The organism is Rhodococcus sp. NS-SX18, from assembly GCF_057367935.1.
The window spans coordinates 3017852-3042003 of record NZ_CM170633.1 but is presented as its reverse complement, the minus strand read 5'-3'; the positions used below and the strand labels follow the sequence as shown (position 1 = coordinate 3042003).

Genomic DNA, 24152 nt, shown 5'->3' with positions numbered 1-24152 from the left:
CCGGATCGGCCGCCGGTGATCCCGGCAGGGTGGCGAATCCACCACCCGGGGTGGCTGTCTCCCGGCATCCGGGTACGGGAGGATCGATCCAGTGAACACGCCGAATCCCGAAGGGAGGCATCATGACCGCCGTTGCCGAACCAGGTACCACCGACTCCGAACTGCCCCGTCTGCGCGCCGACATCGACAGCCTCGACACCGAGATCCTCGCGGTGGTGCGGCGCCGTGTCGCGCTCGAGCGACGGATCGGGCAGCTCCGGGTCGGGACGGGGGCGCCCCGCGTCACCCACGCCCACGACATGAGCGTGATCCGCCGCTACGCCGCCGAGCTGGGGGAGGACGGAACGGCCCTGGCCCTGGTCCTGCTGCGTCTGCGTTAGGGGTGCGGCGTCGCGGGTCGGGACTGCCCTCCTCTGCGCGGACGGCCTAGTCGCGGGCCAGCACGGCTACCGGAAGATCCGCGAACACCTCCGCCGGCGACACCGTTGCCGACAGCCGCCGCCCGGTGAGCCGGTCCACCCAGAGTCCCGGCGGCAGGTCGAGCGTCGTGTCGCCCCACCCGGTCTCCTCCAGGGTCACCGTGTGCCGCGAAGCGAGCGCCACCACGTCGACGTCGTCGGCCGCCGGGCCGCGCCCGAAGCCGATCAGGTGAGCGGCGGCCGGACCCGACGCGGACAGCGGGACGTAGGCACCACCGACGAAGCTCGCCGGCCGTTCGCGGCGCAACCGCAGCGCCGACCGCACCACCGCGAGCTTCGCGGTGCCGGCTTCGTCCACGGCCGGCGGCGCGTCCTGCTCGAGCAGCCGGCGTCTCGCGGCGAAGTCCACCGGCCGCCGGTTGTCCGGGTCGACGAGCGAGTCCTCCCACAACTCGGTGCCCTGGTACACGTCGGGGATGCCGGGTCCGAGCAGCTGCAGCAGCTTCTGCCCGAGCGAGTCCGCGGAGAAATGCGGGGCCAGCGACGCGACGAACTCGGTCAGCGACGCGCCGACCGGCCCGTCGCACACCGCGTCGAGCCAGGCCGCCACCGCGCCCTCGAACTCCTCGTCCACCTCGGTCCAGGTGGTCCGCAAGCCGTTCTCCCGCAGCGCTTTCCGGGCGTACTCGTGCAGCCGGGTCCGCAGCTCCTCCGTCACGCGACCGTCGCGCGGCCAGGCCCCGAAGACGTTCTGCCACAGGAACAGTCCCGAGGCGGCGTCCGGGGGCGGCGCGACCGATTCCCATTCGGACAGGCACGCCGCCCACAGCTGCGGCACCTGCGAGAGCACCCCGATACGGGCGCGGACGTCCTCGCCGCGCTTGGTGTCGTGGGTGGACAGCGACGTCATCGCCCGCGGCCACCACCGCGCCCGCTCCGACCAGGCGAGGTGGAACTCGGCGACGGGGAGCCCGAACCGGCCCGGGTGGCCGCCGACCTCCTGGAGCGAGACCAACCGTGCCGCGCGGTAGAACAGGCAGTCCTCGACGGCCTTGGCGGTCGCGGCGCCGCACACCTGCCCGAACCGGGCCGTCGCCTCTCCGCCCCGGGCCAGGGCCCGGGCCAGCACCTCGAGCGCCCGTTCGAGTGCGGGCTCGGCGCGGGCGCAGTCACCGAGGATGCGGGGCAGCATCCCGGCCAGCGGCGCGTAGTCGGACCGGTACACGGGCAGCTCCGCCACCACGGAGATCACCGCGTCGCGCAGGTGCTCGTCCGGACAGGTCGCATCGGCGGCGTCCCGGCGCACCGCCCGCACCAGCCGGCGCACCTCCGGTGCCAGCCCCGCCTGCAGCACCGCGCTCTTGATGTGTCTCTCCTGCGCGTGCAGCCACTGCGCGTCGCCGGAGGCGCCGGTGCGATCGCGCGAGAGCGCGTCGAGGTCCTTCTCTCCACGCGGGTCGAGGAACACCGCACCGACCTCGCCGAGCGCGTCGTAGCCGGTGGTGCCGTCGACCGGCAGGGTCGGGTCGAGCGGTTCGCCGTCGCCGAGGATCTTCTCCACGACCAGCCAGCGGTCCGGGCCGACGAGCTCGCGCAACCGCCGCAGGTAACCGGTCGGATCGGCCAGACCGTCCGGATGATCCACGCGGACGCCGTCGGTGAGGTCGTCGTGCATCCACGACGCCACCTGGGCGTGCACCGCGTCGAACACCGCCGGATCCTCCACCCGCACCGCCGCGAGGTCGTCGACGGTGAAGAACCGGCGGTACCCGATCAGGCCGCTGTCCCACGGCACGAGCCGATACGCCTGCCGCGCATGTACTTCCGCTCCGGTTCCCGTGTCGGTGCCCGGGGCGACGGGGAAGCGCCGCTCGTAGTAGGCCAGCGTCGGCTCGTCGCCGGTGCGGTCGACGGTCAGGTCCTCGACGTCGGCGGCCGACCCCAGCACCGGCAGGGCGATCCGGCCGTCGCAGCCGTTGTCCGCGTCCCAGTCGATGTCGAAGTACGAGGCGTACGGCGAGTCGCGGCCGTGCCGCAGCACGTCCCACCACCACGGGTTCTCGCGCGGATCGCCGACGCCGACGTGGTTGGGCACGATATCGATCAGCAGACCCATCCCGCGGGAGCGGACCTCACGGGCGAGGGCCGCGAGACCCTCGCGGCCGCCGAGCGCCGCCGACACCGTCGTCGGATCCACCACGTCGTAACCGTGGGTCGAGCCGGCTGCGGCACTGAGCACCGGAGACAGGTACACGTGGGAGACGCCGAGCGCGTCGAGATAGTCCACGAGGGCCACCGCGTCCGCGAAGGTCGTCCCGTCGCCGGTGAGCTGCAGCCGATACGTCGACGACACCGGGCGCGGGCTCATGCGGTCCTCCGCATCACCAGCAGCGAACGGCCCTGCACCCGCACGGACTCCCCGGCGGTCACCACCTGCTCGCGCAGCCCGTCCGGCACGTCCGTGTCCAGCGCCACCGACCATTCGTCGGCGTGCGGGCCGTCGGGGGTGACGAAATCGATCGGCTCGTCGTGCGCGTTGAAGCACAGCAGGAACGAATCGTCGACGACCCGTTCGCCGCGCTGGTTCGGCTCGTGGATGCCCTCGCCGTTGAGGAACACCGACAGCGACTTGCCGAACCCGCTGTCCCAGTCCTCCGGCGTCATCTCCTCGCCCGCCGGGGTACGCCAGGCGATGTCCCGGGACTGCTCGCCGCTGCGGATCGGGCGGCCCTCGAAGAACCGCCGTCGCCGGAACACCGGGTGGGCCCGGCGCAGCGCGATCACGTTGCGGGTGAACTCGAGCAGGTCCGCGTTCGTCTCCGCCAGCGACCAGTCCATCCAGGACAACTCGTTGTCCTGGCAGTAGACGTTGTTGTTGCCCTGCTGCGTGCGCCCGAACTCGTCGCCGTGCGCGAGCATGGGGGTGCCCTGGGACAGCATCAGCGTGGCCAGGATGTTGCGGCTCTGCCGCTGCCGCAGCGCGAGCACGTCCGCGTCGTCGGTCGGGCCCTCCACGCCGCAGTTCCACGAGCGGTTGTGCGACTCGCCGTCCATGTTGTTCTCGCCGTTGGCGTCGTTGTGCTTCTCGTTGTAGGAGACCAGGTCGGCGAGGGTGAAGCCGTCGTGTGCGGTGACGAAGTTGATCGAGGCGCTCGGCCGGCGGCCGGTGGCCTCGTACAGGTCCGACGAACCGGTGAGCCGGGAGGCGAACTCGCCGAGCGTGGCCGGTTCCCCGCGCCAGTAGTCCCGGACCGTGTCGCGGTACTTGCCGTTCCACTCGGTCCACAGGCCGGGGAAGTTGCCCACCTGGTAGCCGCCCTCACCGACGTCCCACGGCTCCGCGATCAGCTTGACCTGCGAGACAATCGGGTCCTGCTGCACGAGGTCGAAGAACGCGGACAGCCGGTCCACGTCGTGCAGCTCGCGGGCCAGGGTGGAGGCCAGGTCGAAACGGAATCCGTCGACATGCATCTCGGTCACCCAGTAGCGCAACGAATCCATGATCAGCTGCAGGGTGTGCGGATGGCGGGCGTTGAGGCTGTTGCCGGTGCCGGTGTAGTCCATGTAGTAGGACTTGTCGTCGTCGACCAGCCGGTAGTAGGCGGCGTTGTCGATGCCGCGGAAAGAGATTGTCGGCCCCATGTGGTTACCCTCCGCGGTGTGGTTGTACACCACGTCGAGGATCACCTCGATGCCCGCCTCGTGGTAGGCGCGCACCATCGCCTTGAACTCGGCGACGACGCCGCTCGGGTTGCTGGCCGACGAGTAGTCCAGGTGCGGAGCCAGGAAGCCGAAGGTGTTGTAGCCCCAGTAGTTCCGCAGTCCACGGTCCAGCAGCACCTGATCGTGCATGAACTGGTGCACGGGCATCAGTTCGATCGCGGTGACCCCCAGGCTCTGCAGGTGCTCGATGATCACCGGGTGGGCCAGCCCGGCGTAGGTGCCGCGCAACTGCTCCGGCACCCCGGGGTGGGTCGCGGTCATGCCCTTCACATGGGCCTCGTAGATGACGGTCTCGTAGTAGGGCCGGCGCGGATGCCGGTCGGAGACCCAGTCGAAGAACGGGTTGATCACCACGGTCGTCATCGTGTGCCCGAGCGAATCCAACTGGGGGAAATCGGGATTCGACGGCTCATCGGGTTCGGTGGCGGACTCGGCCACCGTCTCGTTCTCGTCGCCCGACTCCGCGGTGGCCGCGCCCGGAGCACCGGAGGCGTCCTCCGCGGCTGCGTCCGACTGCTCCGGTTCCGACGGGGCCTCCTCGACCTCGGACCCCGCCATCGCGTACGAGAACAGGGACGCATCCCCGTCGAACGCACCGTCGAAAGCCTTGCCGTAGGGGTCGAGCAGCAGCTTGCTCGGATCACAGCGCAGACCCTGCGCCGGATCGTAGGGGCCGTGGACCCGGTAACCGTAGCGCTGGCCGGGGGTCACCGTGGGTAGGTAGACGTGCCAGACGTTGCCGTCGACCTCCTCGATCGGCACGCGGGTCTCGGTGCCGTCCTTGGCGATCAGGCACAGTTCGACCCTCTCGGCGACCTCGGAGAAGAGGGCGAAGTTCGTCCCCGCCCCGTCGTAGGTCGCGCCGAGCGGATATGCGTTCCCCGGCCACACCGGGATCTCGGCCGGGAGGGCCTCGGTGGACGTGCTCGGCTCGGTGGGTTCCATGACCGCAACCCTAGCCGGATCCGCGGTCGTGCACGGACCGAGCGAGCCGGTCCGGCGCAGGTGCCGACCGGGCCCGCGGCGCCGACGCCTACAGTCGATCCCCGTGACCGCCCGCCGCCTGAATCCCGACGAGGTCGCCGCGCTCGACGCGGCGCACCTGTGGCATCCCTACGGAGCCGTGCCCGCATCGACCGTCCCGCTCGTCGTCGACGAGGCACACGGCACCCGGCTGCGGCTGGGCGACGGCCGCGAACTCGTCGACGGCATGAGCTCGTGGTGGGCCGCCGTGCACGGATACCGCCACCCCGTCCTCGACGCGGCGGTCACGCGCCAGCTGGGGCGGATGAGCCACGTCATGTTCGGCGGGCTCACCCACGAGCCGGCCGCGCGACTCGCGGAGCTGCTCGTGCAGATCACCCCCGACGGCCTGGACAAGGTCTTCCTCGCCGATTCCGGGTCGGTGTCGGTGGAGGTCGCGGTCAAACTCGCCCTGCAGTACCAGCGCGCGGTGGGCCGGCCGGGGCGGCACCGGCTCATGACCTGGCGCGGCGGCTACCACGGCGACACGTTCGCGCCGATGAGCGTGTGCGACCCCGACGGCGGCATGCACTCGATGTGGACCGGAGTACTGCAGCGGCAGGTGTTCGCGCCGGCGCCCCCGCGCGAGTTCGACCCGGCGTACGTCGCCGAGTTCGAAGCCACGCTCGAGGCCCACACCGACGAACTCGCCGCCGTGATCGTCGAACCGGTGGTGCAGGGCGCGGGCGGCATGCGCTTCCACGATCCCCGCTACCTGACCGAGTTGCGCCGGATGTGCGACACCCATGGCCTGCTGCTGATCTTCGACGAGATCGCCACCGGGTTCGGCCGCACCGGCGAGCTGTTCGCCGCCGATCACGCGGCCGTCGCGCCGGACGTCATGTGCGTGGGCAAGGCGTTGACCGGCGGGTATCTGACGCTGGCGGCGGTGCTGTGCACCTCGGCGGTCGCCGAGGCGGTCAGCGCGGGCGAGGGCGGCGGCATCATGCACGGCCCGACGTTCATGGGCAATCCGCTCGCGTGCGCGGTGGCCGTCGCCGCCGTGGAGCTGTTGCTCTCGCGCGATTGGCGCGGCGAGGTGGCCGCGCTCGGCGAGGGCCTCGAAGCGGGTCTGGCGCCGGCGCGGGAGCTGCCGGGCGTGGTGGACGCGCGGGTGCTCGGTGGTATCGGCGTGCTCGAACTGGACCGGCCGGTGGACATGGGCGCCGCGACGGCGGCCGCCGTCGCGGCCGGCGTGTGGCTGCGCCCGTTCCGCAACCTGATCTACGCGATGCCGCCGTACATCTGCACGGACGACGACGTGCGGACGATCACCGCGGGGATGTGCGCCGCCGCCCGGACCTGACCCGGCGGCGGGGTGCCGGGCGAGCCGGTAACGCGCCCGCATTCCGACTTGAACAGTGTTCAGGTATGGTCTGCGGGCATGACCGTCTTCGCCAGCCTGGAATGGCTCGACGACGTCGCCGATGCCCGGCGCGCGGCGGGCCTGCGCCGCACCCTGCATCCGCGCACCCCGGCGCCGGACATCGTCGACCTCGCCTCCAACGACTACCTCGGCCTCGTCCGGCACCCCGAGGTCCTCGCCGCCGCGACCGCCGCGCTGCGCCGCTGGGGCGGTGGCGCCACCGGGTCCCGCCTCGTCACCGGCACCACCAGCGAGCACGAACTGCTCGAGCGTGAACTCGCCGAGTTCACCGGCGCCGAGTCCGGTCTCGTGTTCGCCAGCGGGTACGCCGCCAACCTCGGCGCCGTCACCGCCCTTGCCGACCGCGACACCCTGATCGTCTCCGACGCGGGCTGCCACGCGTCCCTGGTCGACGCGTGCCGCCTCGCACGCGCACGGGTGCAGATCGCCCCGCACGCCGACGTCGACTTCGTGCGGACGGCACTCGCGACCCGCACCGAGCGGCGTGCCCTCGTGCTCACCGACTCCGTCTTCAGCGCCGACGGGGACCTCGCGCCACTGCCGCAACTGCATGCGGCGTGCCGGGCGCACGACGCGCTGCTGCTCGTCGACGAGGCCCACGGGGTGGGAGTCCGGGGCGAGGGCGGCCGCGGACTCGTCCACGAGGCGGGGCTCGCCGGTGAACCGGACGTCGTGGTCACTGCGACGCTCTCGAAGTCCCTCGCGTCACAGGGAGGCGTGGTGCTCGCCGATGCTCGCGTGCGGGCCCACCTGATCGACGCCGCCCGCACCTTCATCTTCGACACCGGTCTCGCGCCCGCCGCCGTCGGCGCCGCCCGCGGTGCACTGCGCGTGTTGCGTGACGAGCCGCACCGGGCCCGAGCCGTGCTCGAGCGGGCCGCCGACCTGGCCAGGATCACCGGGGTCGCCACCCCCACGTCGGCGGTCGTGTCGGTGGTGCTCGGGGACCCACAGGTCGCGTTCGATGCCGCGCAGGCGTGCCGCAGCCGGGGAGTCCACGTCGGATGCTTCCGGCCGCCGTCCGTTCCCGAGGGCACGTCGCGGCTGCGGCTGACCGCCCGTGCGAACCTGGACGCCGACGAACTCGCCCACATCGACGACGTCCTCACCGATGTGCTGTCCGGAGCACGAGCATGACCGTCCTCTGTGTGACCGGCACGTCCACCGACGTGGGCAAGACCGTCGTCACGGCGGCCTACGCCGCGGTGGCCGCGGCGGCGGGGCTTCGGGTCGCCGTGTGCAAGCCGGCGCAGACCGGAGTGGCCGACGACGCTCCCGGCGACCTCGCCGAGATCACCCGGCTCACCGGGGGCCGCGTGCACACCGTGGAGCTGGCCCGCTACCCGGAGCCCCTGGCGCCGGACACCGCGGCGCGGCGCAGCGGACGGCCGCTGCTGCACCTGCCCGTCGTCGTCGCCGCCGTGCGCGCGCTCGCCGACGAGTACGACCTCGTTCTCGTCGAGGGCGCCGGGGGGCTGCTCGTCCGGCTGGGCAGGGACGGATTCACCCTCCTCGATGTCGCCGCCGCGGTGAGCGCCCCGGCCGTGGTGGTGGCGGCGCCCGCCCTGGGGACCCTGAACCACAGCGCGCTGACCGTCGCCGCGTTGAAGGCCGGAGGGGTCGAGTGCGCAGGCGTGGTGATCGGCGCGTGGCCGGAGCAGCCCGGTCTTGCCGAGCAGTGCAATCTGCAGGATCTACCCGAGGTCACCGGGGTGCCCCTCCTCGGGCGCATTCCGGCGGGCAGTGGCGCCCTCGACGCCGTGTCCTTCGCCGAGCAGGCCACCCGCTGGCTGCCTGCCGACCGGCTCGGGATGCCGGTTCGGACCTGACCCCCTCCCCGCAGCGGCCGGCCTTGCGTACCGCCACGCGTGCCGTAGGTGAACGAATGTGCGAAGCCGACGAGTTCGGGTAGGGTGTCCGGTGCGGTTGAGACACCAGCCGTAGTGCCTGTGAGGACGCGTCCCGACGACGCGTCCCTGCGTCAGTGCTACGCAGTGCTCGCCGCGTCCGGTGTCGACCGCTGCGTATCACCGACCGAGGCAGACCGGAAGTCGGTGTAGGAGACAGCGCAAGCGATGAGGGTGCTCGATCACCAGCAGTGCGGGACGGCCCACGAGCGGGCAGTCTCGCCCGACCACATTCTCGACGGCCCGCTCGGCCGGAACACCCCGTCCCGGTCCGGGACGCCGGGGGCAACGGTGTCGATCGTCGATGCCGACCCCTTTACACCCGTCACCACCACGGACGGTCGACGGCTCGGCACCGTCGCGCCCGATCGGCCCGGAGCCGGGGGAGGCCCTGTTGCTCCCCGCCGACGGGCTCACCCGGGCCGGCCCCGACGAACGGGAGAGATTCGGGGAAGAGAGCGACGTCGGATTCCCTGTGACGAGCGCGCCGGACTCCACCCCCGCCCGGCTCGTCGCCGGACTTTCGAAACCGGTTCCCGCCCGGCGCCCAGGACGACATCGTCCTGCTCGCCGTAGGTATACCCCCTCGACTCCGACCCTCGGGATCGGACCCGCTATCGCACAGGAGGACAGTGTCTTGCATGATGGACAGATGAACGAAGCGACTTCCGAACAGCCGATCATGGCCGTTTCCCAAGCGTGGAGCGGCGACATCGCGGTGCTGTCGGTGGCCGGTGACGTGGATCTGGTCAGCGCCCCGCAGCTCGAGGAGGAAGCCGTCGCCACCCTGGGCAACGACAAGTGCCGGGGCCTGATCGTGGACCTCGGTGCTGTCAACTTCCTCGCCTCGGTGGGCATCGCCGTACTGGTCGACCTGTCGAAGAAGACCGCCGGCACGACTCCCTACGCCGTCGTCGCGCAGGGTTCGGCCACCGCCCGGCCGCTGTCGCTGCTCGGGCTGGACGAGGTGTTCCCGATCCACAGCCGCCTCGACGAGGCGCTGGCCGCTCTGCAGGCCGACAAAGCCGGCACGGAGGCATGAGCCGATCGGGCCGCGCAGGCTCGACCGGACGGACGTGTCCGGGGCGTGATCCTGTCGGGGACCTGGCGACGACGAGGGAACGAGGATGCAGACGCGGGGCGTAGCACCGGCCTTTCTGGCGACCGGACTGTACTTTCGCGGGGTCCGTGCCGAGGCCTCACAGGTGACGATGCTGCGGCAGGCGCTCGACCGCTGGCTCAGCGGCTTGCGGCTCGCCGAGGTCGGCGGCCAGGACGTGCTGCTGGCCAGTTACGAGGCGCTCGCGAACGCCGTGGAGCACGCGTACGTCGCGACCGACGGTGACGGCACGGTCGACCTGGAGGCGAACTACTCGCCGCAGGACCGGTGTGTGGAGATCGTCGTCACCGACCACGGGCACTGGCGGGAGTCGGACACCCCGGCGGCCGGTAACTCCCGGGGGCACGGCCTGGCGCTGATCCGGAATCTGGCCGCGGATACCGACCTGGCCGTCAACCCCGACGGCACGCAGGTGGCGATGCGCTGGCAGCTGCCCTAGGGGAGTTCGACGGTCACCGGCCGACGCGAGTCGGGTGGGCGCCATCGTGACCACGAACGGATTCCGGCCCCGACGTTTCGCGCGTCGGGGCCGGAATCCGTTCCGGGAAGAAACCTCAGGCGGGTTGCGGGTGCCGACGGCTGCCGGCGTCGCCGCTCGCGGCGAACACCGAGGTGCACACGGTCCCGAGGGGAGCCGTCACGTCTCGCGCCGGAGAGGCCACCACATCGGCCGGCACGCCGCTACCGGCGAGTGCGTCGAGTATCCGTTCGGGAGCGTCGTGCACGCAGACGCACGGAACGCCTGCGGCGCGCACGGCCTGCATCGTCATCGCCTCGGCAGCGGAGCACGCGCCGTCGAGCACTTCCTCGGCGACGATCGCGCACACCACTCGGCCTCCGGCGAAGGCATCGGTGAGTCCGAATCCGTGCTCCCGTGCCCAGCTCCGCAGCTCGGCCCCGCGGGCGCCGTCGAGCACCCGGGAGCAGTCGCCGACGATCAGCAGTTCGCCGGCCGATCCCCCCTCGATCGATCCTGAAGTCATCTGATCCCCTGCTTTCCGTATCGACGTCGTCGACCTCATGCGCGTCCGGTTCCGGCCGACTGCTCGTCGGTGCGCGGTTCGGCGAACATCGCCTCGATGTGGCGCTTGATCTCCTCGGTGCTCATGGCCGAGCCGGCAGTGGCCGTTGCACGGCGGGAGGCGGCGGAGGCGAACAAGGTGGTCTGCATGACGTTTCTCTGTCCTAACTCTCTTCAGCGCGTGCTGCTTTCACAGTGGCATCCAAGTCTTCCCGGAGCGCGGGTTTTCGAAACCTGTAACGGATATTTCACATTTTCTGGCACGTTCTGTCCGGATCCGGCTCGGCGCCCCGTGCGGTCACGACGCGTGCGCGTCGATGGCCGGATTCGCATGCGAGGCCGCACGAATGTCGTACTGTGATAGCTGTCACATCGAGTCGGCAGGTGTCGACGTGCCGACGACCTCTCGGAGGTACGAATGTCCACCACCGAAATGCAGGAACTGCACCGCACCATCGGTCACCTGCGGCACTGTCTGACCTCGCTCCGGTCGAGGTACGGCGACGCCGCCGCCGTGCGTCGTCTGGTCAACGACGTGGACCGGCTCGACATCGACGCGCAGGACCTGGCGGCCTCCCCACCGCGTGAGGCGTCCCGGCCGGTCGGCGAGCGGATCCCGATCCCCGACACCCCGTACGACGAGATCTTCCGCGGCGTCGACTGCGACGACGAGGGGCTCGGCGGCCTGCACGGCTCGCGGTGAGCGTGCCGGCGGCAGGCACCGGTGTGCGCTCCGCGACGCGGGCTCGGATCGCGGCGCGCACGCTACGTACCGACCGGTGGTGGCAACCGCCGCTGCTCACCACGCTGGGACTGGCCGTCTTCGTCGTGTACGCGACGATCCGGTCGTTCGTCCGCACCGCGTACTGGGTCGAGGAGTACCACTACCTCACGCCGTTCTACTCACCCTGCGTCAGCGCGTCGTGCGTGCCCGGCGCCCGGCACTTCGGCACATGGGTGGGTGAGCTGCCCATGTGGATCCCGCTGGCGTTCCTGTCGCTGCCGTTCCTGCTCGGGTTCCGGCTGACGTGCTACTACTACCGCAAGGCCTACTACCGCTCGATCTGGCTGGCGCCGCCGGCCTGCGCCGTCGCCGAGCCGCATGCCCGGTACACGGGGGAGACGCGGTTGCCGCTGCTGATCCAGAACTCGCACCGCTACTTCTTCTATGCCGCGCTCGTCATCTCGGCGATCAACACCTACGACGCGATCCTCGCGTTCCACGGCGCCGGGGGCGGCTTCGGGTTCGGGCTCGGCAACGTCATCCTGGTGGTGAACGTCGTGCTGCTGTGGGCATACACCGTCTCGTGCCACTCGTGTCGGCACGTCACCGGCGGCCGGCTCAAGCATTTCTCGAAACACCCGCTGCGCTACCGGGTCTGGACGTTCGTCTCCAGACTCAACACCCGGCACATGCAGCTGGCGTGGACCACGCTGGGCACCCTGATGATCACGGATTTCTACATCATGCTCGTGGCGAGCGGCACCATTTCGGACCTGCGGTTCGTCGGCTGAGCTACGACGCCGGCCCGGGCGCCTGCCGCGGGCGGTTCGGCAGCAGAGGAGGACTGGATGGCGGACGTCGAACGGCACAGCTACGACGTAGTGGTGATCGGCGCGGGCGGGGCGGGGTTGCGTGCCGTCATCGAGGCGCGTCAGCGCGGACTGCGGGTTGCGGTCGTGTGCAAGTCGCTGTTCGGCAAGGCCCACACCGTCATGGCGGAAGGCGGCTGCGCCGCCGCGATGGGCAACGCCAACCCGCACGACTCGTGGCAGGTGCACTTCCAGGACACCATGCGCGGAGGGAAGTTCCTCAACAACTGGCGCATGGCCGAGCTGCATGCGCGCGAGGCCCCCGACCGGGTGTGGGAACTCGAGACCTACGGTGCGTTGTTCGACCGCACCCCTGACGGTCGGATCAGCCAGCGCAACTTCGGTGGTCACACCTACCCCCGGCTCGCGCACGTCGGCGACCGTACCGGGCTCGAGCTGATCCGCACGATGCAGCAGAAGATCGTGTCGCTCCAGCAGGAGGACTACGCCGCCACCGGCGACTACGACGCCCGTGTGCGGGTGTTCGCCGAGTGCACCGTCACCGAACTGCTGAAGGACGGTGAGGGCCGCATCGCCGGTGCGTTCGGGTACTGGCGCGAGTCCGGCCGGTTCGTGCTGTTCGAGGCCCCCGCCGTCGTCCTCGCCACCGGCGGGATCGGCAAGTCCTGGAAGGTCACGTCGAATTCGTGGGAGTACACCGGCGACGGTCATGCGCTTGCGCTGCGGGCCGGGGCCGCCCTGATCAACATGGAGTTCGTCCAGTTCCACCCCACCGGGATGGTGTGGCCGCCGAGCGTCAAGGGCATCCTCGTCACCGAGGGGGTGCGCGGTGACGGTGGGGTGCTGAAGAACTCCGAGGACGAACGGTTCATGTTCTCCTACATTCCGCCGGTGTTCAAAGGCCAGTACGCCGAGACGGAGGAAGAGGCCGACCGCTGGTACACCGACCAGGAGAACAATCGCCGCACCCCGGACCTGTTGCCGCGCGACGAGGTGGCCCGCGCCATCAACTCCGAGGTCAAGGCCGGTCGTGGCACCCCGCACGGCGGGGTGTTCCTCGACATCGCCTCGCGCATGCCCGCCGAGGAGATCGTCCGGCGACTGCCGTCGATGCACCACCAGTTCAAGGAACTCGCCGACGTCGACATCACCGCCGAGGCGATGGAGGTCGGTCCCACCTGCCACTACGTGATGGGCGGGATCGAGGTCGATCCCGAGACCGGGGCCGCGTCCGTGCCCGGCCTGTTCGCCGCCGGCGAGTGCTCGGGCGGGATGCACGGATCGAACCGGCTCGGCGGCAACTCCCTGTCGGATCTGCTGGTGTTCGGTCGGCGCGCCGGTCTCGGCGCCGCCGACTACGTGCAGGGCCTCGGACACCGTCCACGCATCGCGGAGGCGGACGTCGTCGCGGCGGCGCGCACGGCGCTGGCCCCCTTCGATCCCGCCGAGCCCGCCACGGCGGAGAACCCGTACACCCTGCACACCGGGTTGCAGCAGTGCATGCAGGACCTGGTGGGTATCATCCGGCGCGCCGACGAGATTGCCCGCGCCCTCGACGATCTCGCTGCGTTGCGGGCACGGATCCGCAACGTCGCCGTGGAGGGTCACCGGCAGTTCAATCCCGGCTGGCACCTCGCCCTGGATCTGCGCAACATGCTGCTGGTGAGCGAGTGCGTGGCCCGGGCGGCGTTGCTGCGCACCGAGAGCCGGGGCGGGCACACCCGCGACGACCACCCGTCGATGGACCCGAACTGGCGCCGGACGCTGCTGGTGTGCCGCACGGGCGACGGCGGCGGATCGATCCCGGATGTCACCGTCGCGCCCGAACGTCAGGTGCCCATGCGTCCGGACCTGTTGGCACTCTTCGATGTGGAGGAACTCGCCAAGTACTACACCGACGACGAACTCGCGGAACATCCGGGACGGAGGCCGTAGCCATGGGCTACCGAGCGGCATTCAGGATCTGGCGCGGCGACGACGGGGGCGGCGAACTGCGCGACTACGCCGTCGAGGTGAACGAGGGGGAGGTCGTTCTCGACATCGTCCACCGGTTGCAGGCCACCCAGGCCCCCGACCTGGCGGTGCGATGGAACTGCAAGGCGGGCAAGTGCGGGTCCTGCTCGGCGGAGGTCAACGGCCGTCCACGGCTGCTGTGCATGACCCGGATGTCGGTCTTCGCCGAGGACGAGGTGGTGACCGTGACTCCGCTGCGCACCTTCCCGGTGATCCGGGACCTGGTCACCGACGTGTCCTTCAACTACGCCAAGGCCCGGGAGATCCCGGCGTTCGCGCCCCCGCCCGAACTGGCGCCCGGGGAGTACCGGATGCAGCAGATCGACGTGCAGCGGTCGCAGGAGTTCCGCAAGTGCATCGAGTGCTTCCTGTGCCAGAACGTCTGCCACGTGGTGCGCGACCACGAGGAGAACAAGGAGGCGTTCGCCGGGCCCCGGTACCTGATGCGGATCGCCGAACTCGAGATGCATCCGCTCGACGTGGCCGATCGGCGCACCTCCGCCCAGGAAGAACACGGACTGGGGTTGTGCAACATCACCAAGTGCTGCACCGAGGTGTGCCCGGAGAACATCCACATCACGGACAACGCGCTGATCCCGATGAAGGAACGCGTCGTAGACCGTCGCTACGACCCGATCGTCTGGCTCGGAAACAAGCTGTTCCGGCGCTGAGCGGCCCGCCCGAATGTCACATTCGTTCAGTTGGACTGCACCGGTGTGACATTCGGTCCGGGCGACGTGGCGCCGCCCGTGTGCAAGCGGGTGCGGATGCCGTCGATGAACAGGGTCAAGCCGAAATCGAAGCGCACGGCCGGATCCCCGTCGTGCAGGTCGTCGTCCGAACCGGCTGCGGTCTCGGTGGAGACGTCGGGGGAGACGGGCTTACGGGTCAGTGCCCCGAGTTCGGCGAGTTGCAGGCGGGACTGCTCGTCGACGGTGTGGCCGAGGACGTAGTGCAGCAGTGCATAGCCGGCGAGTTCGGCGTGTGCCCGGGACAGCCGGGCGCGTAGACCCGCGGCGACGAACGCCTCGCGCACCCGCGCGGTGGTCAGGCGCGATGCGTAGGTCGCGGCGACGAGTTCCGCGCCGTCCCGGTGCGCGAGCAGTGCGGCGCGGAACCGATGCGCGAGTTCGGAGAGGGCGCCGTCCCAGGTGGGTGCGGTGGGCGGGGCCGCGACGCCGTCGAGGATGCGATCGGCCATCGCCCCGAGCAGGGTCTGCTTGTTCGGGAAGTGCCAGTACAGGGCGCCGGGTTGGACGCCGAGCGAGGTGGCGAGCTTGCGCATCGTCAGATCGCCGAGACCGTACTCGTCGAGGATCGCCATCGCGCCGTCGAGGACGTCGCCGCGTCGCAACTGCACCGTTCGCTCCCGTCTGGTTCCCGAGCATCCGTCGCGTTGACAGTAGACCACCGCCACCCTAGCCTGAACATCGTTCAAGTGAACGGTGTTCAAGTTTGCCGTGACCCACATCCTCCAGGAGACTCCCGTGACCCAGGCCCCCGCCCGTGCCGACATCCTCGCCCTCGCCCGCGAACAGGTGCTGGGGCGCGGCGAGGGACTCGATCGCGAGCAGGTGCTCGAGGTGCTGCGGCTGCCCGACGACCGGCTCGAGGAGCTGCTCGGCCTGGCCCACGAGGTCCGGATGGCCTGGTGCGGCCCTGAGGTCGAGGTCGAGGGCATCATCAGCCTCAAGACCGGCGGCTGCCCCGAGGACTGCCACTTCTGCTCCCAGTCGGGACTGTTCGCCTCCCCGGTCCGCTCGGCATGGCTCGACATCCCCAGCCTCGTCGAGGCCGCCAAGCAGACGGCCAAGACCGGTGCCACCGAGTTCTGCATCGTCGCCGCCGTCCGAGGGCCCGACGCACGCCTGATGGCCCAGGTCGCCGCCGGTGTCGAAGCGATCCGCAACGAGGTCGACATCCAGGTGGCCTGTTCGCTCGGCATGCTCACCCGGGAGCAGGTCGACCAGCTCGCCGCGATGGGAGTGCACCGCTACAACCACAACCTCGAAACCGCCCGCTCCTTCTTCCCCCAGGTCGTCACCACCCACACCTGGGAGGAGCGGTGGGAGACGCTGCGGATGGTCCGTGAGGCCGGCATGGAGGTGTGCTGCGGCGGAATCCTCGGCATGGGGGAGACGCTCGAGCAGCGTGCCGAATTCGCCGCCGACCTCGCCGCCCTCGAGCCCGACGAGGTGCCGCTGAACTTCCTCAACCCGCGCCCGGGCACCCCGTTCGGGGACCTCGAGGTCCTGCCGGCGGCAGAGGCGCTCAAGGCCGTTGCCGCGTTCCGGCTCGCGCTGCCGCGCACCATCCTGCGCTTCGCCGGCGGCCGCGAGATCACCCTCGGCGATCTCGGCGCCAAGCAGGGCATCCTCGGCGGCATCAATGCCGTCATCGTCGGCAACTACCTCACCACCCTCGGCCGGCCCGCCGAGTCCGACCTCGACCTGCTCGGCGAGCTGAAGATGCCGATCAAGGCGCTCGGCGAGACCTTCTAGGAGGCCGGCGTGTTCAATCCGTTCACCGGCCGGCCCGTCGACGAGGGCGCCCCGGTCCCGGCCGCAGCCCGGCTCGGTCTCGAGCCGCCCCGTTTCTGCGAGCAGTGCGGACGACGGATGATCGTGCAGATCGCCCCCGACGGCTGGTGGGCCCGGTGCTCACGGCACGGGATGCTCGACTCGAGCCTGACCGAACGTCGCTGAGGCGGACTCAGTCGAGGACGGCGGTCGCTTCGACTTCGACGAGTACATCCGGCTCGAACAAGTAGTCCACGCCGAGGAGGGAGGCCGGCGGCATCGGCACGGGAAATCCGATCTCCTCGGCGACCTGCTCGATGCCGGCCATGAAGTCGGTGATCTTCTCCGGCGCCCAGTTCGTGACGTAGAAGGTCAGCCGCAGGACGTCGCCGAACCCCGCCCCGGCACCGGCCAGTCCGGTTGCTGTGTTCCGTAAGGCCTGGGCGACCTGTCCCGCCAGATCGCCGGGTGAGACGGGGGTTCCGTCCGCGAGCCGGGCGATCTGGCCGGCGACGTGGACGTGGCGGGTGCCCGTGCCGACGGCGACGTGGTGGTACGGGGTGGGCTGCGTCATGCCTTCGGGGGTCAGGTATCGGACGGTCATAGGTGCTCCTCGATCATCGATCCGAACAGGTACCCCAGTGATACTTGGTTTCTGGCGGTCACTTCAACGAGACTAGGTGTCATGCGCGATACCGCCTCCGACGACGTCGGTGCATTCACCGTCACTGCACCGCATCGCGAGCTACTCGATCAGATCCTCGACAAGTGGTCGTTGGCGGTGTGCAACGAGCTGTGCGAGCGCCCGAGCCGGTTCAACGAGCTGCGGCGCGCGATCCCCGCGGTGACGCAGAAGTCGCTGACCGCGACCCTGCGTCGTCTCGAACGCAACGGTATCGTCGAGCGCACGCTCCTCAGCTCCCGTCCGGTCGCGGTCGAATACCGGATGACCCCGCTCGGCAAGACGCTCCGCCCACCGGTCGACGTCCTCCTCGCGTGGGCCGACACACACCTACCCGAAATCGACGCCGCCCGCGCACGCTTCGATGCCGAGTCGGACCTCGCCTGAGGCGCCAGGTCCGGGGTCTGACAGATCAGGGGAACGCCGGAGCGTGCCGACCGTGTGCTCGACAGAGCATGTCGGCAAGGGGGTCGTGGTGAATAGTCCGGTCCGGGGTCGCGCCGTCGGTCGTGGTGGGCGGCGGCAGAAGTGCGACGCCGGATGTCGTCGGGGATCGACGCCCGCGCTGCGTCCGCCTCGTGCGCCGGGAGCGCGGCCACCGCTGCGAGGAGCTCGTCGGGGGGGTGGTTCGTTCGGTTCCGATCCGGTCGCGCCGGCCCACTGGTCGGGCCAGGTGAACAGCGGCCCAAGGCGAGCAGCAGCGAGCGCGTGCTCGAACAGCAGCGGCGCGTACTGCTCGACCAGGTCCGCGGCCAGGTGCCACGCGGGCTTGCCCTGCGCGCTCGTCCACGACCCGGACGTGTCGTCGGTGCCGGGCGCGAGGACCTCGGCACCGTGCTCCCCGTGAACGAGTCGGACCCGGACCGACACTGAGAGCCGAACAGGCACCGGGTGTGCCCGGGCCGTCGGCACCGGTCAACCCGGCGGGCGCAGGGCAGCGAACTCGTCGGTGACGCGCAGGCGCGACTCGGTGAAACGGAACAGCGCCGGAGGGCGGCCGCCGGCCCGGCCGGACGGCGCGGTGGTGCCGGTGGGGGTCAGGACGTCGCGGCGTTTGAGTACGCGCTGCAGGTTCGTGGCATCCACCTGGTACCCGAGTGCCGCACAATAGATCTCGCGCAGCGTGGACATGGCGAACTCGGCCGGGGCCAGCCCGAACGCGATATTGGTGTACGAGAGCTTGGCGGCCAGTCGGGTGCGCGCGTTCTCGACCATGATTCCGTGGTCGAAGGACATCGCCGGCAGGTCCGAGACGGGATGCCAGGCGGTGTCCTCGGGCAGCCGGGGATCGGAGGAGATAGGCACCAGTCCGAGGTAGGTCGAGGCAATCGTGCGCGGTCCCGGCACGCGGTGCGGATCGGAGAACACCGACAACTGCTCGAGGTGCGCGACCTCGCGCACGTCGACCTTCTCGGCCAGCTGGCGACGCGCGGAGGTGGTGAGGTCCTCGTCGTCGTGGAGGCGGCCGCCGGGCAGCGACCAGGTGCCCGCCTGCGGGTCGAGAGCGCGCTGCCACAGCAGCACTCCGAGCTCGGTCTTCGTGCCCCCGTGGGTGTCCGGGAAGCGGCGGACCTGGAACACGACGATGAGCACTTCGTGAAGGGTGCTACCATGTGTCATGTTTTCGATCCTAAGTCGAAAACCCCCGAAAACGGAAATCCGGGCACAGCCCGCCCGGTGCACGGCGAAGGAGCAGGCCATGACCACTACGACGTGGGCGGGCGCGCAGACCCCGATCCAGGACGGACCCGGCGGTTACACCGGTGTCGAGGCGACCCCGGAATGGGCCGCGGAGGTCCGGCGACTGGCGCGCGAGCGCAACGCCACGCTGCTGGCGCACAACTACCAGCTGCCCGCCATCCAGGACGTCGCCGACCACGTCGGCGACTCCCTGGCCCTCTCGCGTATCGCCGCCGAGGCCGAGGAGGACACCATCGTCTTCTGCGGCGTGCACTTCATGGCCGAGACCGCGAAGATCCTCAGTCCCACCAAGACGGTCCTCATCCCCGACGAGCGGGCCGGCTGCTCGCTCGCGGACTCGATCACCGCCGAGCAGTTGCGCGAGTGGAAGGCCGATCATCCCGACGCGGTCGTCGTGTCGTACGTCAACACCACCGCCGAGGTCAAGGGTCTGACCGACATCTGCTGCACCTCCTCGAACGCGGTCGACGTCGTCGCCTCCATCGACCCCGACCGCGAGGTGCTGTTCCTGCCCGACCAGTTCCTCGGCGCCCACGTCAAGCGCGTGACCGGCCGGCAGAACATGCACATCTGGGCGGGCGAGTGCCACGTGCACGCCGGGATCAACGGCGACGAACTCGCCGCCAAGTCCAAGGCGCACCCCGACGCCGAGCTGTTCGTCCACCCCGAGTGCGGCTGCGCGACCTCCGCGTTGTACCTCGCGGGCGAGGGCTTCGTCGCCGACGACAAGGTCAAGATCCTGTCCACCGGCGGCATGCTCGACGCGGCCCGCGCCACCGGTGCCCGGCAGGTTCTCGTCGCCACCGAGGTGGGCATGCTGCACCAGCTGCGCAAGGCCGCCCCCGGCGTCGACTTCCAGGCCGTCAACGACCGCGCGTCCTGCCCCTACATGAAGATGATCACCCCGGCCGCGCTGCTGCGCTGCCTGCAGGAGGGCAAGGACGAGGTCCACGTCGATGCGGCTGTGGCCGAGCGGGCCCGGCAGTCGGTGCAGCGGATGATCGCCATCGGCAATCCCGGCGGCGGGGAGTGACCATGCCCGCCGGCGTCGGCGCGGCCCGGGCGGAGCGGCAGGACACGATCCGCTGGGAAGCCCGCGCCGACCTCGTGGTGGTCGGGGGCGGCGTGGCCGGCCTCACCGCCGCCCGCGCCGCGTCCCGGCGGGGACTGCGGGTGCTGACCGTCAGCAAGGGCGGCCCCACCGACACCGCCACCCAGTACGCGCAGGGCGGCATCGCCGTCGTCGCCCCGGGCCCGGCGGATTCCGTGGACGCCCACGTCGCCGACACGTGCGCCGCCGGTGCCGGTCTGTGCGACGAGGCGGCCGTGCGGTCCGTCGTCTCCGGCGGACAGGATGCCGTCGCCGCGCTCACCGACCTCGGCGCCGTGTTCGACCGCGGCCGCGACGGCGGCATCGCCCGCACCCGCGAGGGCGGACACAGCACCCGGCGCATCATCCACGCCGGCGGCGACGCCACCGGCGCCGAGATCCAGCGCGCCCTCGGCGCCGCCGGCCTGCCGGTACTCTTCGGTGCCGCCGCCGCCCGCGTCCTCACCGACGCCGGTGGTGTCACCGGCCTGCTCGTTCTCGACGACCGGGGCCTCGGTGTGGTCCACACCCCGGCCGTGCTGCTGGCCACCGGCGGCCTCGGGCAGCTGTACGCGTGCAGCACCAACCCGGCCGGGGCCACCGCCGACGGGATCGCGCTGGCGCTGGACGCCGGCGCCGCCGTCGCCGACCTCGAGTTCGTGCAGTTCCACCCGACCGTGCTGTTCGCGGCCGGATCGGTCGGCCGCCGCCCCCTCGTCAGCGAAGCTGTGCGCGGCGAAGGCGCGCGCCTCGTGGACAGCACCGGCCGTTCGGTCACCGCCGGAGTACATCCTCTCGGCGACCTCGCACCGCGCGACGTCGTCTCCCGTGCCATCGCCACCCGGCTCGCCGAACTCGGCGACGACCACGTCCTGCTCGATGCGCGGCACCTGGAGGGATTCGCGCGGCGTTTCCCGACCGTCACGGCCTCCCTGGCGGAGGTGGGCCTGGACCCGGCTCGGGACCTGATCCCCGTCGCCCCGGCCGCGCACTACTCGTGCGGTGGGGTCGTCACCGACGTGTACGGCCGCACCGGCGTGCCCGGGCTGTACGCGGCGGGCGAGGTCGCCCGTACCGGCCTGCACGGCGGCAACCGGCTCGCCTCCAACAGCCTGCTCGAGGGCCTCGTCGTCGGCGAACGCGCCGGACTGGCAGCGGCTGACGAGCGCGGTGGGCTGCGCGTCGAAACCGCCCACGCCGACCTGCCTCCGCGGGCCCGCGCACCTCGGACGGCGTTGCAGCAGATCATGACCCGGCACGCCTCCGTCGTCCGCGACGCGGCCGGACTCGCCGCCGCCGGGGCGAACCTCGCTGCCGCCCCGACCGGCCGGTGCGCCGACGCGCCGGCACTCGAGGACGCCGCGCTCACCGTCGCGGCGCGGGCCCTGACCCTCGCGGCCGGTACCCGCACCGAGAGCCGCGGTTGTCACACCCGTTCGGACCATCCCGACACCGACCCCGCGCAGCGTCGCAGCCTCGAAACGCGGCTCGACGGCGACGGCGAGCTCACGCTGCGCACACCACAACTCACAGGAGCGCACTGAATGGCCAGTACCGAGCTGCCCGCCGGACTCGATCGGGACGAGACGCTCGCGCTGGTGCGCGTCGCCCTCGACGAGGACCTGCGCTACGGCCCGGATGTGACCTCCGACGCCACGGTGCCCGCCGACGCCGTGGCCACGGCCTCGGTGGTGCCGCGCAGCCCCGGCACCGTGGCCGGGATCGACATCGGTCTGCTGGTGCTCGACGAGGTCCTCGGCGCCGGCAACTACGAGGTGCTCGACCGTGCCGTCGACGGGCATCGCGCCGAGGCGGGGGAGACGGTCCTGACGGTGCAGGCACCCACCCGGGGCCTGCTCACCGCCGAGCGCACCATGCTGAACCTGATGTGTCACCTGTCCGGCATCGCCACCGCCACCGCCCGGTGGGTGGACGCCGTCGCCGGCACCGACGCGAAGATCCGCGACAGCCGCAAGACCCTGCCCGGTCTGCGCGCGCTGCAGAAGTATGCGGTGCGGGTCGGCGGTGGGGTCAACCATCGGATGGGTCTCGGCGATGCCGCACTGATCAAGGACAACCACGTCGTCGCCGCCGGTTCGGTCGTCGCGGCGCTGCGAGCCGTGCGGGCCCAGGCCCCCGACCTCGAGTGCGAGGTGGAGGTCGACAGCCTCGAGCAGTTCGACGAGGTGCTCGCCGAGAACGTCGAGCTGATCCTGCTCGACAACTTCCCGTTGTGGCAGACGCAGATCGCGGTGCAGCGGCGCAACACCCACGCGCCCCGGACCCGACTCGAGTCCTCCGGGGGCCTGACCCTCGACGTGGCCGCGGACTACGCCCGCACCGGCGTCGACTACCTCGCCGTCGGCGCGTTGACCCACTCGGTGAGCGTCCTCGACCTCGGTCTCGACATGTGACGCCACGCCGGGCCGCGCTTGGCGCCGGCCGCGCCGATCGCGTACAACTGGCTACGTATCCGCCGCCGTGAGGCAACTCACGGCGGCGGCGCGCGTCCGGCGGGTCACAGGGGGCCCACCACGAACGAGTTCCCCGGCGGGGGAGCGGAGAGAGTTCGCATGCGTCTGCCGATGGCACCGACCGATTCGATGTTCCTGCTCGGTGAGTCGCGTGAACATCCCATGCATGTCGGGGGACTGATCCTGCTGCAGCCGCCCCCGGACGGCGACGCCCGCACCCTGCGCACCCTGTTCGACGCCGCCCTCGCCAGTGACGACGTGGCGCCCCTGTGGCGCCGACGTGCCGTCCGCTCGCTCACCACCTTCGGGATGTGGGCGTGGGAGGACGACCCGCACTTCGATCTCGAGTATCACGTCCGGCGCGACGCCCTGCCGCAGCCCGGCGGGAACACCGAACTGCGCGCGCTGGTGTCCCGGCTGCACAGCACCCTGCTCGACCGCAGCCGGCCGCTGTGGGAAATGCACCTGATCGAGGGCCTCGAGGACGGACGGTACGCGATCTACACGAAGATCCACCACGCCCTCGCCGACGGGGTCGGTGCCATGCGGTTGCTGCATCGGGCCCTGAGCGCCGACCCGGACCGCACCGACATGCCGGCGCCCTGGGCGCACTTTCCGTCCCCCGATCCGGTGCACTCCGCGGTCGGGACCGCGCTCGACCTGCCGAGCATGACGGTGCGCGCCGTGCGTGGCGTGATCGACGAGGCCGTCGGGATGGTGCCCGCCGTGGTGGGGACCGTGGACCGGGCTCTGCGCGGCCGCGGTGGCGCGGTGTCGCTCGCGGCGCCGCGCACGATGTTCAACGTCTCCATCGCCGGGGGCCGTCGCTTCGCCGCACACGACTGGTCGCTGGCGCGGCTGCGGCGCGTCGCCGAGGCGGCCGGCGCCACCGTCAACGATGTCGTTCTCGCGATGTCGGCGGGAGCACTGCGCGCGTATCTGCTCGAACACGAGGCCCTGCCCGACGAGCCGCTCGTCGCGATGGTGCCGGTCTCGCTGCGGCGCGAGAAGACCACCGAGGGCGGCAACGACGTCGGCGTCCTGATGTGCCCGTTGGCGACCCACCTCGACGACTCGGCGGCTCGCCTGCTCGCCGTCAGGGACGCGATGGTCGACGGCAAGCAGTCCCTGCGGGGCCGCTCCCAGACGGCGCTGCTGACCGTGAGCGCCCTGGGCATGGCTCCACTCGCGGTCGGGGTGCTCACCGGCAACCGGGCCGTGGTGCGGCCGCCGTTCAATGTGATCGTCTCCAACGTGCCCGGCCCGGCCGGGCCGCTGTACTGGAACGGTGCCCGCGTCGACGCCCTGTACCCGCTGTCGGTGCCGGTCGACGGGCAAGCCCTGAACATCACCTGCACCAGCACTGCCGACCGGATCGCCTTCGGTCTGACCTCGTGCAGCCGCAGCGTCCCGCGGCTCGATCGCCTCCTCGGGTCCCTCGACGACGAACTCGCCGCCCTCGAACGCACCTTCGGGGTGCCGGCCGCCGGTGACGATCGGTCGGGCTAGGCTCGCCGGC

Annotated in this window: 24 protein-coding genes; 17 read left to right on the top strand and 7 right to left on the bottom strand. The window is 71.0% G+C overall.

The features are described 5' to 3' along the window. Nucleotides 1-122 precede the first annotated feature (122 nt). Nucleotides 123-380: a chorismate mutase gene (locus tag AC2IPW_RS14060; protein WP_054374703.1), complete on the top strand. Its 258-nt coding sequence runs from the start codon at nucleotides 123-125 to the stop codon at nucleotides 378-380. A 46-nt stretch (nucleotides 381-426) separates the two neighbouring features. On the opposite strand, the gene treY is transcribed toward AC2IPW_RS14060, so the two are convergent. Further along, nucleotides 427-2787, bottom strand: coding sequence for a malto-oligosyltrehalose synthase (gene treY, locus AC2IPW_RS14055; RefSeq protein ID WP_416061231.1), 2361 nt, complete (start codon nucleotides 2785-2787; stop codon nucleotides 427-429). Further along, complete coding sequence (gene glgX / locus AC2IPW_RS14050; RefSeq protein ID WP_416061230.1) at nucleotides 2784-5087, bottom strand: glycogen debranching protein GlgX; 2304 nt, start codon at nucleotides 5085-5087, stop codon at nucleotides 2784-2786. The genes treY and glgX overlap by 4 nt, the downstream gene beginning before the upstream one ends. Before the next feature lie 103 nt (nucleotides 5088-5190). Here glgX and AC2IPW_RS14045 point away from each other — a divergent pair, with 103 nt between their 5' ends. The 5 genes from AC2IPW_RS14045 to AC2IPW_RS14025 all read left to right on the top strand — a co-directional run bounded on the left by AC2IPW_RS14045 (nucleotide 5191) and on the right by AC2IPW_RS14025 (nucleotide 10018). Continuing rightward, entirely contained in the window at nucleotides 5191-6471 is a 1281-nt protein-coding gene (locus tag AC2IPW_RS14045; protein WP_289378332.1) for an adenosylmethionine--8-amino-7-oxononanoate transaminase, read from the top strand. Nucleotides 6472-6549: 78 nt separating this feature from the next. After that, nucleotides 6550-7689 carry an 8-amino-7-oxononanoate synthase gene (locus AC2IPW_RS14040; protein WP_289378331.1) on the top strand — a complete coding sequence of 380 codons (1140 nt, stop codon included), beginning with the start codon at nucleotides 6550-6552 and terminating at the stop codon, nucleotides 7687-7689. Next, entirely contained in the window at nucleotides 7686-8381 is a 696-nt protein-coding gene (bioD, locus tag AC2IPW_RS14035; RefSeq protein WP_486375062.1) for a dethiobiotin synthase, read from the top strand. The genes AC2IPW_RS14040 and bioD overlap by 4 nt, the downstream gene beginning before the upstream one ends. A gap of 730 nt (nucleotides 8382-9111) precedes the next feature. Then, a complete protein-coding gene (locus AC2IPW_RS14030) occupies nucleotides 9112-9501 on the top strand; it encodes an STAS domain-containing protein (protein ID WP_003935836.1) in 390 nt (129 codons plus the stop codon). 85 nt (nucleotides 9502-9586) lie between these two features. Further along, entirely contained in the window at nucleotides 9587-10018 is a 432-nt protein-coding gene (locus AC2IPW_RS14025) for an ATP-binding protein (RefSeq protein ID WP_003935835.1), read from the top strand. A gap of 115 nt (nucleotides 10019-10133) precedes the next feature. Here AC2IPW_RS14025 and AC2IPW_RS14020 read toward each other — a convergent pair whose 3' ends face one another. Together AC2IPW_RS14020 and AC2IPW_RS14015 are read right to left on the bottom strand one after the other, a co-directional pair. Continuing rightward, the gene (locus tag AC2IPW_RS14020) at nucleotides 10134-10562 is read right to left on the bottom strand and encodes a hypothetical protein (RefSeq protein WP_416061226.1); all 429 of its coding nucleotides are present in this window, start codon (nucleotides 10560-10562) and stop codon (nucleotides 10134-10136) included. Nucleotides 10563-10597: 35 nt separating this feature from the next. Continuing rightward, complete coding sequence (locus AC2IPW_RS14015) at nucleotides 10598-10750, bottom strand: hypothetical protein (protein WP_003935833.1); 153 nt, start codon at nucleotides 10748-10750, stop codon at nucleotides 10598-10600. A gap of 268 nt (nucleotides 10751-11018) precedes the next feature. Here AC2IPW_RS14015 and AC2IPW_RS14010 point away from each other — a divergent pair, with 268 nt between their 5' ends. Genes AC2IPW_RS14010 through AC2IPW_RS13995 form a run of 4 tightly spaced genes read left to right on the top strand, consistent with a single transcriptional unit; the run spans nucleotide 11019 to nucleotide 14838 of the window. Further along, complete coding sequence (locus AC2IPW_RS14010) at nucleotides 11019-11303, top strand: hypothetical protein (RefSeq protein WP_003935832.1); 285 nt, start codon at nucleotides 11019-11021, stop codon at nucleotides 11301-11303. Further along, nucleotides 11300-12115: a hypothetical protein gene (locus AC2IPW_RS14005; RefSeq protein ID WP_416061225.1), complete on the top strand. Its 816-nt coding sequence runs from the start codon at nucleotides 11300-11302 to the stop codon at nucleotides 12113-12115. Before AC2IPW_RS14010 ends, AC2IPW_RS14005 begins: the two co-directional genes overlap by 4 nt. A gap of 57 nt (nucleotides 12116-12172) precedes the next feature. Continuing rightward, entirely contained in the window at nucleotides 12173-14089 is a 1917-nt protein-coding gene (locus tag AC2IPW_RS14000) for a fumarate reductase/succinate dehydrogenase flavoprotein subunit (RefSeq protein ID WP_003935830.1), read from the top strand. 2 nt (nucleotides 14090-14091) lie between these two features. After that, the gene (locus tag AC2IPW_RS13995) at nucleotides 14092-14838 is read left to right on the top strand and encodes a succinate dehydrogenase/fumarate reductase iron-sulfur subunit (protein ID WP_450120782.1); all 747 of its coding nucleotides are present in this window, start codon (nucleotides 14092-14094) and stop codon (nucleotides 14836-14838) included. A gap of 26 nt (nucleotides 14839-14864) precedes the next feature. Here the strand turns inward: AC2IPW_RS13995 and AC2IPW_RS13990 are convergent, their stop codons facing one another. Beyond that, nucleotides 14865-15527, bottom strand: a complete 663-nt coding sequence (locus AC2IPW_RS13990; protein WP_486375061.1) for a TetR/AcrR family transcriptional regulator C-terminal domain-containing protein — start codon at nucleotides 15525-15527, stop codon at nucleotides 14865-14867. Between the two features lie 127 nt (nucleotides 15528-15654). Here AC2IPW_RS13990 and bioB point away from each other — a divergent pair, with 127 nt between their 5' ends. Next, nucleotides 15655-16668, top strand: coding sequence for a biotin synthase BioB (bioB, locus tag AC2IPW_RS13985; RefSeq protein WP_486375060.1), 1014 nt, complete (start codon nucleotides 15655-15657; stop codon nucleotides 16666-16668). Between the two features lie 9 nt (nucleotides 16669-16677). Then, a complete protein-coding gene (gene bsaP, locus AC2IPW_RS13980; protein ID WP_003935826.1) occupies nucleotides 16678-16872 on the top strand; it encodes a biotin synthase auxiliary protein BsaP in 195 nt (64 codons plus the stop codon). A 7-nt stretch (nucleotides 16873-16879) separates the two neighbouring features. Here the strand turns inward: bsaP and AC2IPW_RS13975 are convergent, their stop codons facing one another. After that, the gene (locus AC2IPW_RS13975) at nucleotides 16880-17290 is read right to left on the bottom strand and encodes a RidA family protein (RefSeq protein ID WP_003935825.1); all 411 of its coding nucleotides are present in this window, start codon (nucleotides 17288-17290) and stop codon (nucleotides 16880-16882) included. Between the two features lie 81 nt (nucleotides 17291-17371). Here AC2IPW_RS13975 and AC2IPW_RS13970 point away from each other — a divergent pair, with 81 nt between their 5' ends. Next, nucleotides 17372-17755, top strand: coding sequence for a winged helix-turn-helix transcriptional regulator (locus AC2IPW_RS13970; protein WP_054374925.1), 384 nt, complete (start codon nucleotides 17372-17374; stop codon nucleotides 17753-17755). A gap of 528 nt (nucleotides 17756-18283) precedes the next feature. Here AC2IPW_RS13970 and AC2IPW_RS13965 read toward each other — a convergent pair. Continuing rightward, on the bottom strand, nucleotides 18284-18988 hold the full coding sequence (locus AC2IPW_RS13965; protein ID WP_054374926.1) for an NUDIX hydrolase: 705 nt from the start codon (nucleotides 18986-18988) through the stop codon (nucleotides 18284-18286). A 79-nt stretch (nucleotides 18989-19067) separates the two neighbouring features. Between AC2IPW_RS13965 and nadA the strand changes: the two genes are divergently transcribed. The 4 genes from nadA (at nucleotide 19068) to AC2IPW_RS13945 (ending at nucleotide 24142) form a co-directional block, all read left to right on the top strand. Then, entirely contained in the window at nucleotides 19068-20102 is a 1035-nt protein-coding gene (gene nadA, locus AC2IPW_RS13960; RefSeq protein WP_054374927.1) for a quinolinate synthase NadA, read from the top strand. A gap of 2 nt (nucleotides 20103-20104) precedes the next feature. Next, nucleotides 20105-21703: an L-aspartate oxidase gene (locus tag AC2IPW_RS13955; RefSeq protein WP_486375059.1), complete on the top strand. Its 1599-nt coding sequence runs from the start codon at nucleotides 20105-20107 to the stop codon at nucleotides 21701-21703. After that, on the top strand, nucleotides 21704-22573 hold the full coding sequence (gene nadC, locus AC2IPW_RS13950) for a carboxylating nicotinate-nucleotide diphosphorylase (protein WP_054374928.1): 870 nt from the start codon (nucleotides 21704-21706) through the stop codon (nucleotides 22571-22573). Between the two features lie 159 nt (nucleotides 22574-22732). Next, entirely contained in the window at nucleotides 22733-24142 is a 1410-nt protein-coding gene (locus AC2IPW_RS13945; protein WP_450120776.1) for a WS/DGAT/MGAT family O-acyltransferase, read from the top strand. The last annotated feature ends 10 nt before the right edge of the window (nucleotides 24143-24152 follow it).

Excerpts from the sequence above, each read along its gene's own strand:
- AC2IPW_RS13945 (WP_450120776.1), top strand. The coding sequence starts at position 22,733 with ATGCGTCTGCCGATGGCACCGACCGATTCGATGTTCCTGCTCGGTGAG.
- AC2IPW_RS13955 (WP_486375059.1), top strand. The coding sequence starts at position 20,105 with ATGCCCGCCGGCGTCGGCGCGGCCCGGGCGGAGCGGCAGGACACGATC.
- AC2IPW_RS14015 (WP_003935833.1), bottom strand. The coding sequence starts at position 10,750 with ATGCAGACCACCTTGTTCGCCTCCGCCGCCTCCCGCCGTGCAACGGCC.
- AC2IPW_RS14010 (WP_003935832.1), top strand. The coding sequence starts at position 11,019 with ATGTCCACCACCGAAATGCAGGAACTGCACCGCACCATCGGTCACCTG.
- AC2IPW_RS13970 (WP_054374925.1), top strand. The coding sequence starts at position 17,372 with ATGCGCGATACCGCCTCCGACGACGTCGGTGCATTCACCGTCACTGCA.
- AC2IPW_RS13965 (WP_054374926.1), bottom strand. The coding sequence starts at position 18,988 with ATGACACATGGTAGCACCCTTCACGAAGTGCTCATCGTCGTGTTCCAG.
- AC2IPW_RS14060 (WP_054374703.1), top strand. The coding sequence starts at position 123 with ATGACCGCCGTTGCCGAACCAGGTACCACCGACTCCGAACTGCCCCGT.
- treY (WP_416061231.1), bottom strand. The coding sequence starts at position 2,787 with ATGAGCCCGCGCCCGGTGTCGTCGACGTATCGGCTGCAGCTCACCGGC.
- bioD (WP_486375062.1), top strand. The coding sequence starts at position 7,686 with ATGACCGTCCTCTGTGTGACCGGCACGTCCACCGACGTGGGCAAGACC.
- AC2IPW_RS14000 (WP_003935830.1), top strand. The coding sequence starts at position 12,173 with ATGGCGGACGTCGAACGGCACAGCTACGACGTAGTGGTGATCGGCGCG.
- AC2IPW_RS14025 (WP_003935835.1), top strand. The coding sequence starts at position 9,587 with ATGCAGACGCGGGGCGTAGCACCGGCCTTTCTGGCGACCGGACTGTAC.
- AC2IPW_RS13975 (WP_003935825.1), bottom strand. The coding sequence starts at position 17,290 with ATGACCGTCCGATACCTGACCCCCGAAGGCATGACGCAGCCCACCCCG.
- nadA (WP_054374927.1), top strand. The coding sequence starts at position 19,068 with ATGACCACTACGACGTGGGCGGGCGCGCAGACCCCGATCCAGGACGGA.
- AC2IPW_RS14040 (WP_289378331.1), top strand. The coding sequence starts at position 6,550 with ATGACCGTCTTCGCCAGCCTGGAATGGCTCGACGACGTCGCCGATGCC.
- glgX (WP_416061230.1), bottom strand. The coding sequence starts at position 5,087 with ATGGAACCCACCGAGCCGAGCACGTCCACCGAGGCCCTCCCGGCCGAG.
- AC2IPW_RS13995 (WP_450120782.1), top strand. The coding sequence starts at position 14,092 with ATGGGCTACCGAGCGGCATTCAGGATCTGGCGCGGCGACGACGGGGGC.
- nadC (WP_054374928.1), top strand. The coding sequence starts at position 21,704 with ATGGCCAGTACCGAGCTGCCCGCCGGACTCGATCGGGACGAGACGCTC.
- AC2IPW_RS14030 (WP_003935836.1), top strand. The coding sequence starts at position 9,112 with ATGAACGAAGCGACTTCCGAACAGCCGATCATGGCCGTTTCCCAAGCG.
- AC2IPW_RS14020 (WP_416061226.1), bottom strand. The coding sequence starts at position 10,562 with ATGACTTCAGGATCGATCGAGGGGGGATCGGCCGGCGAACTGCTGATC.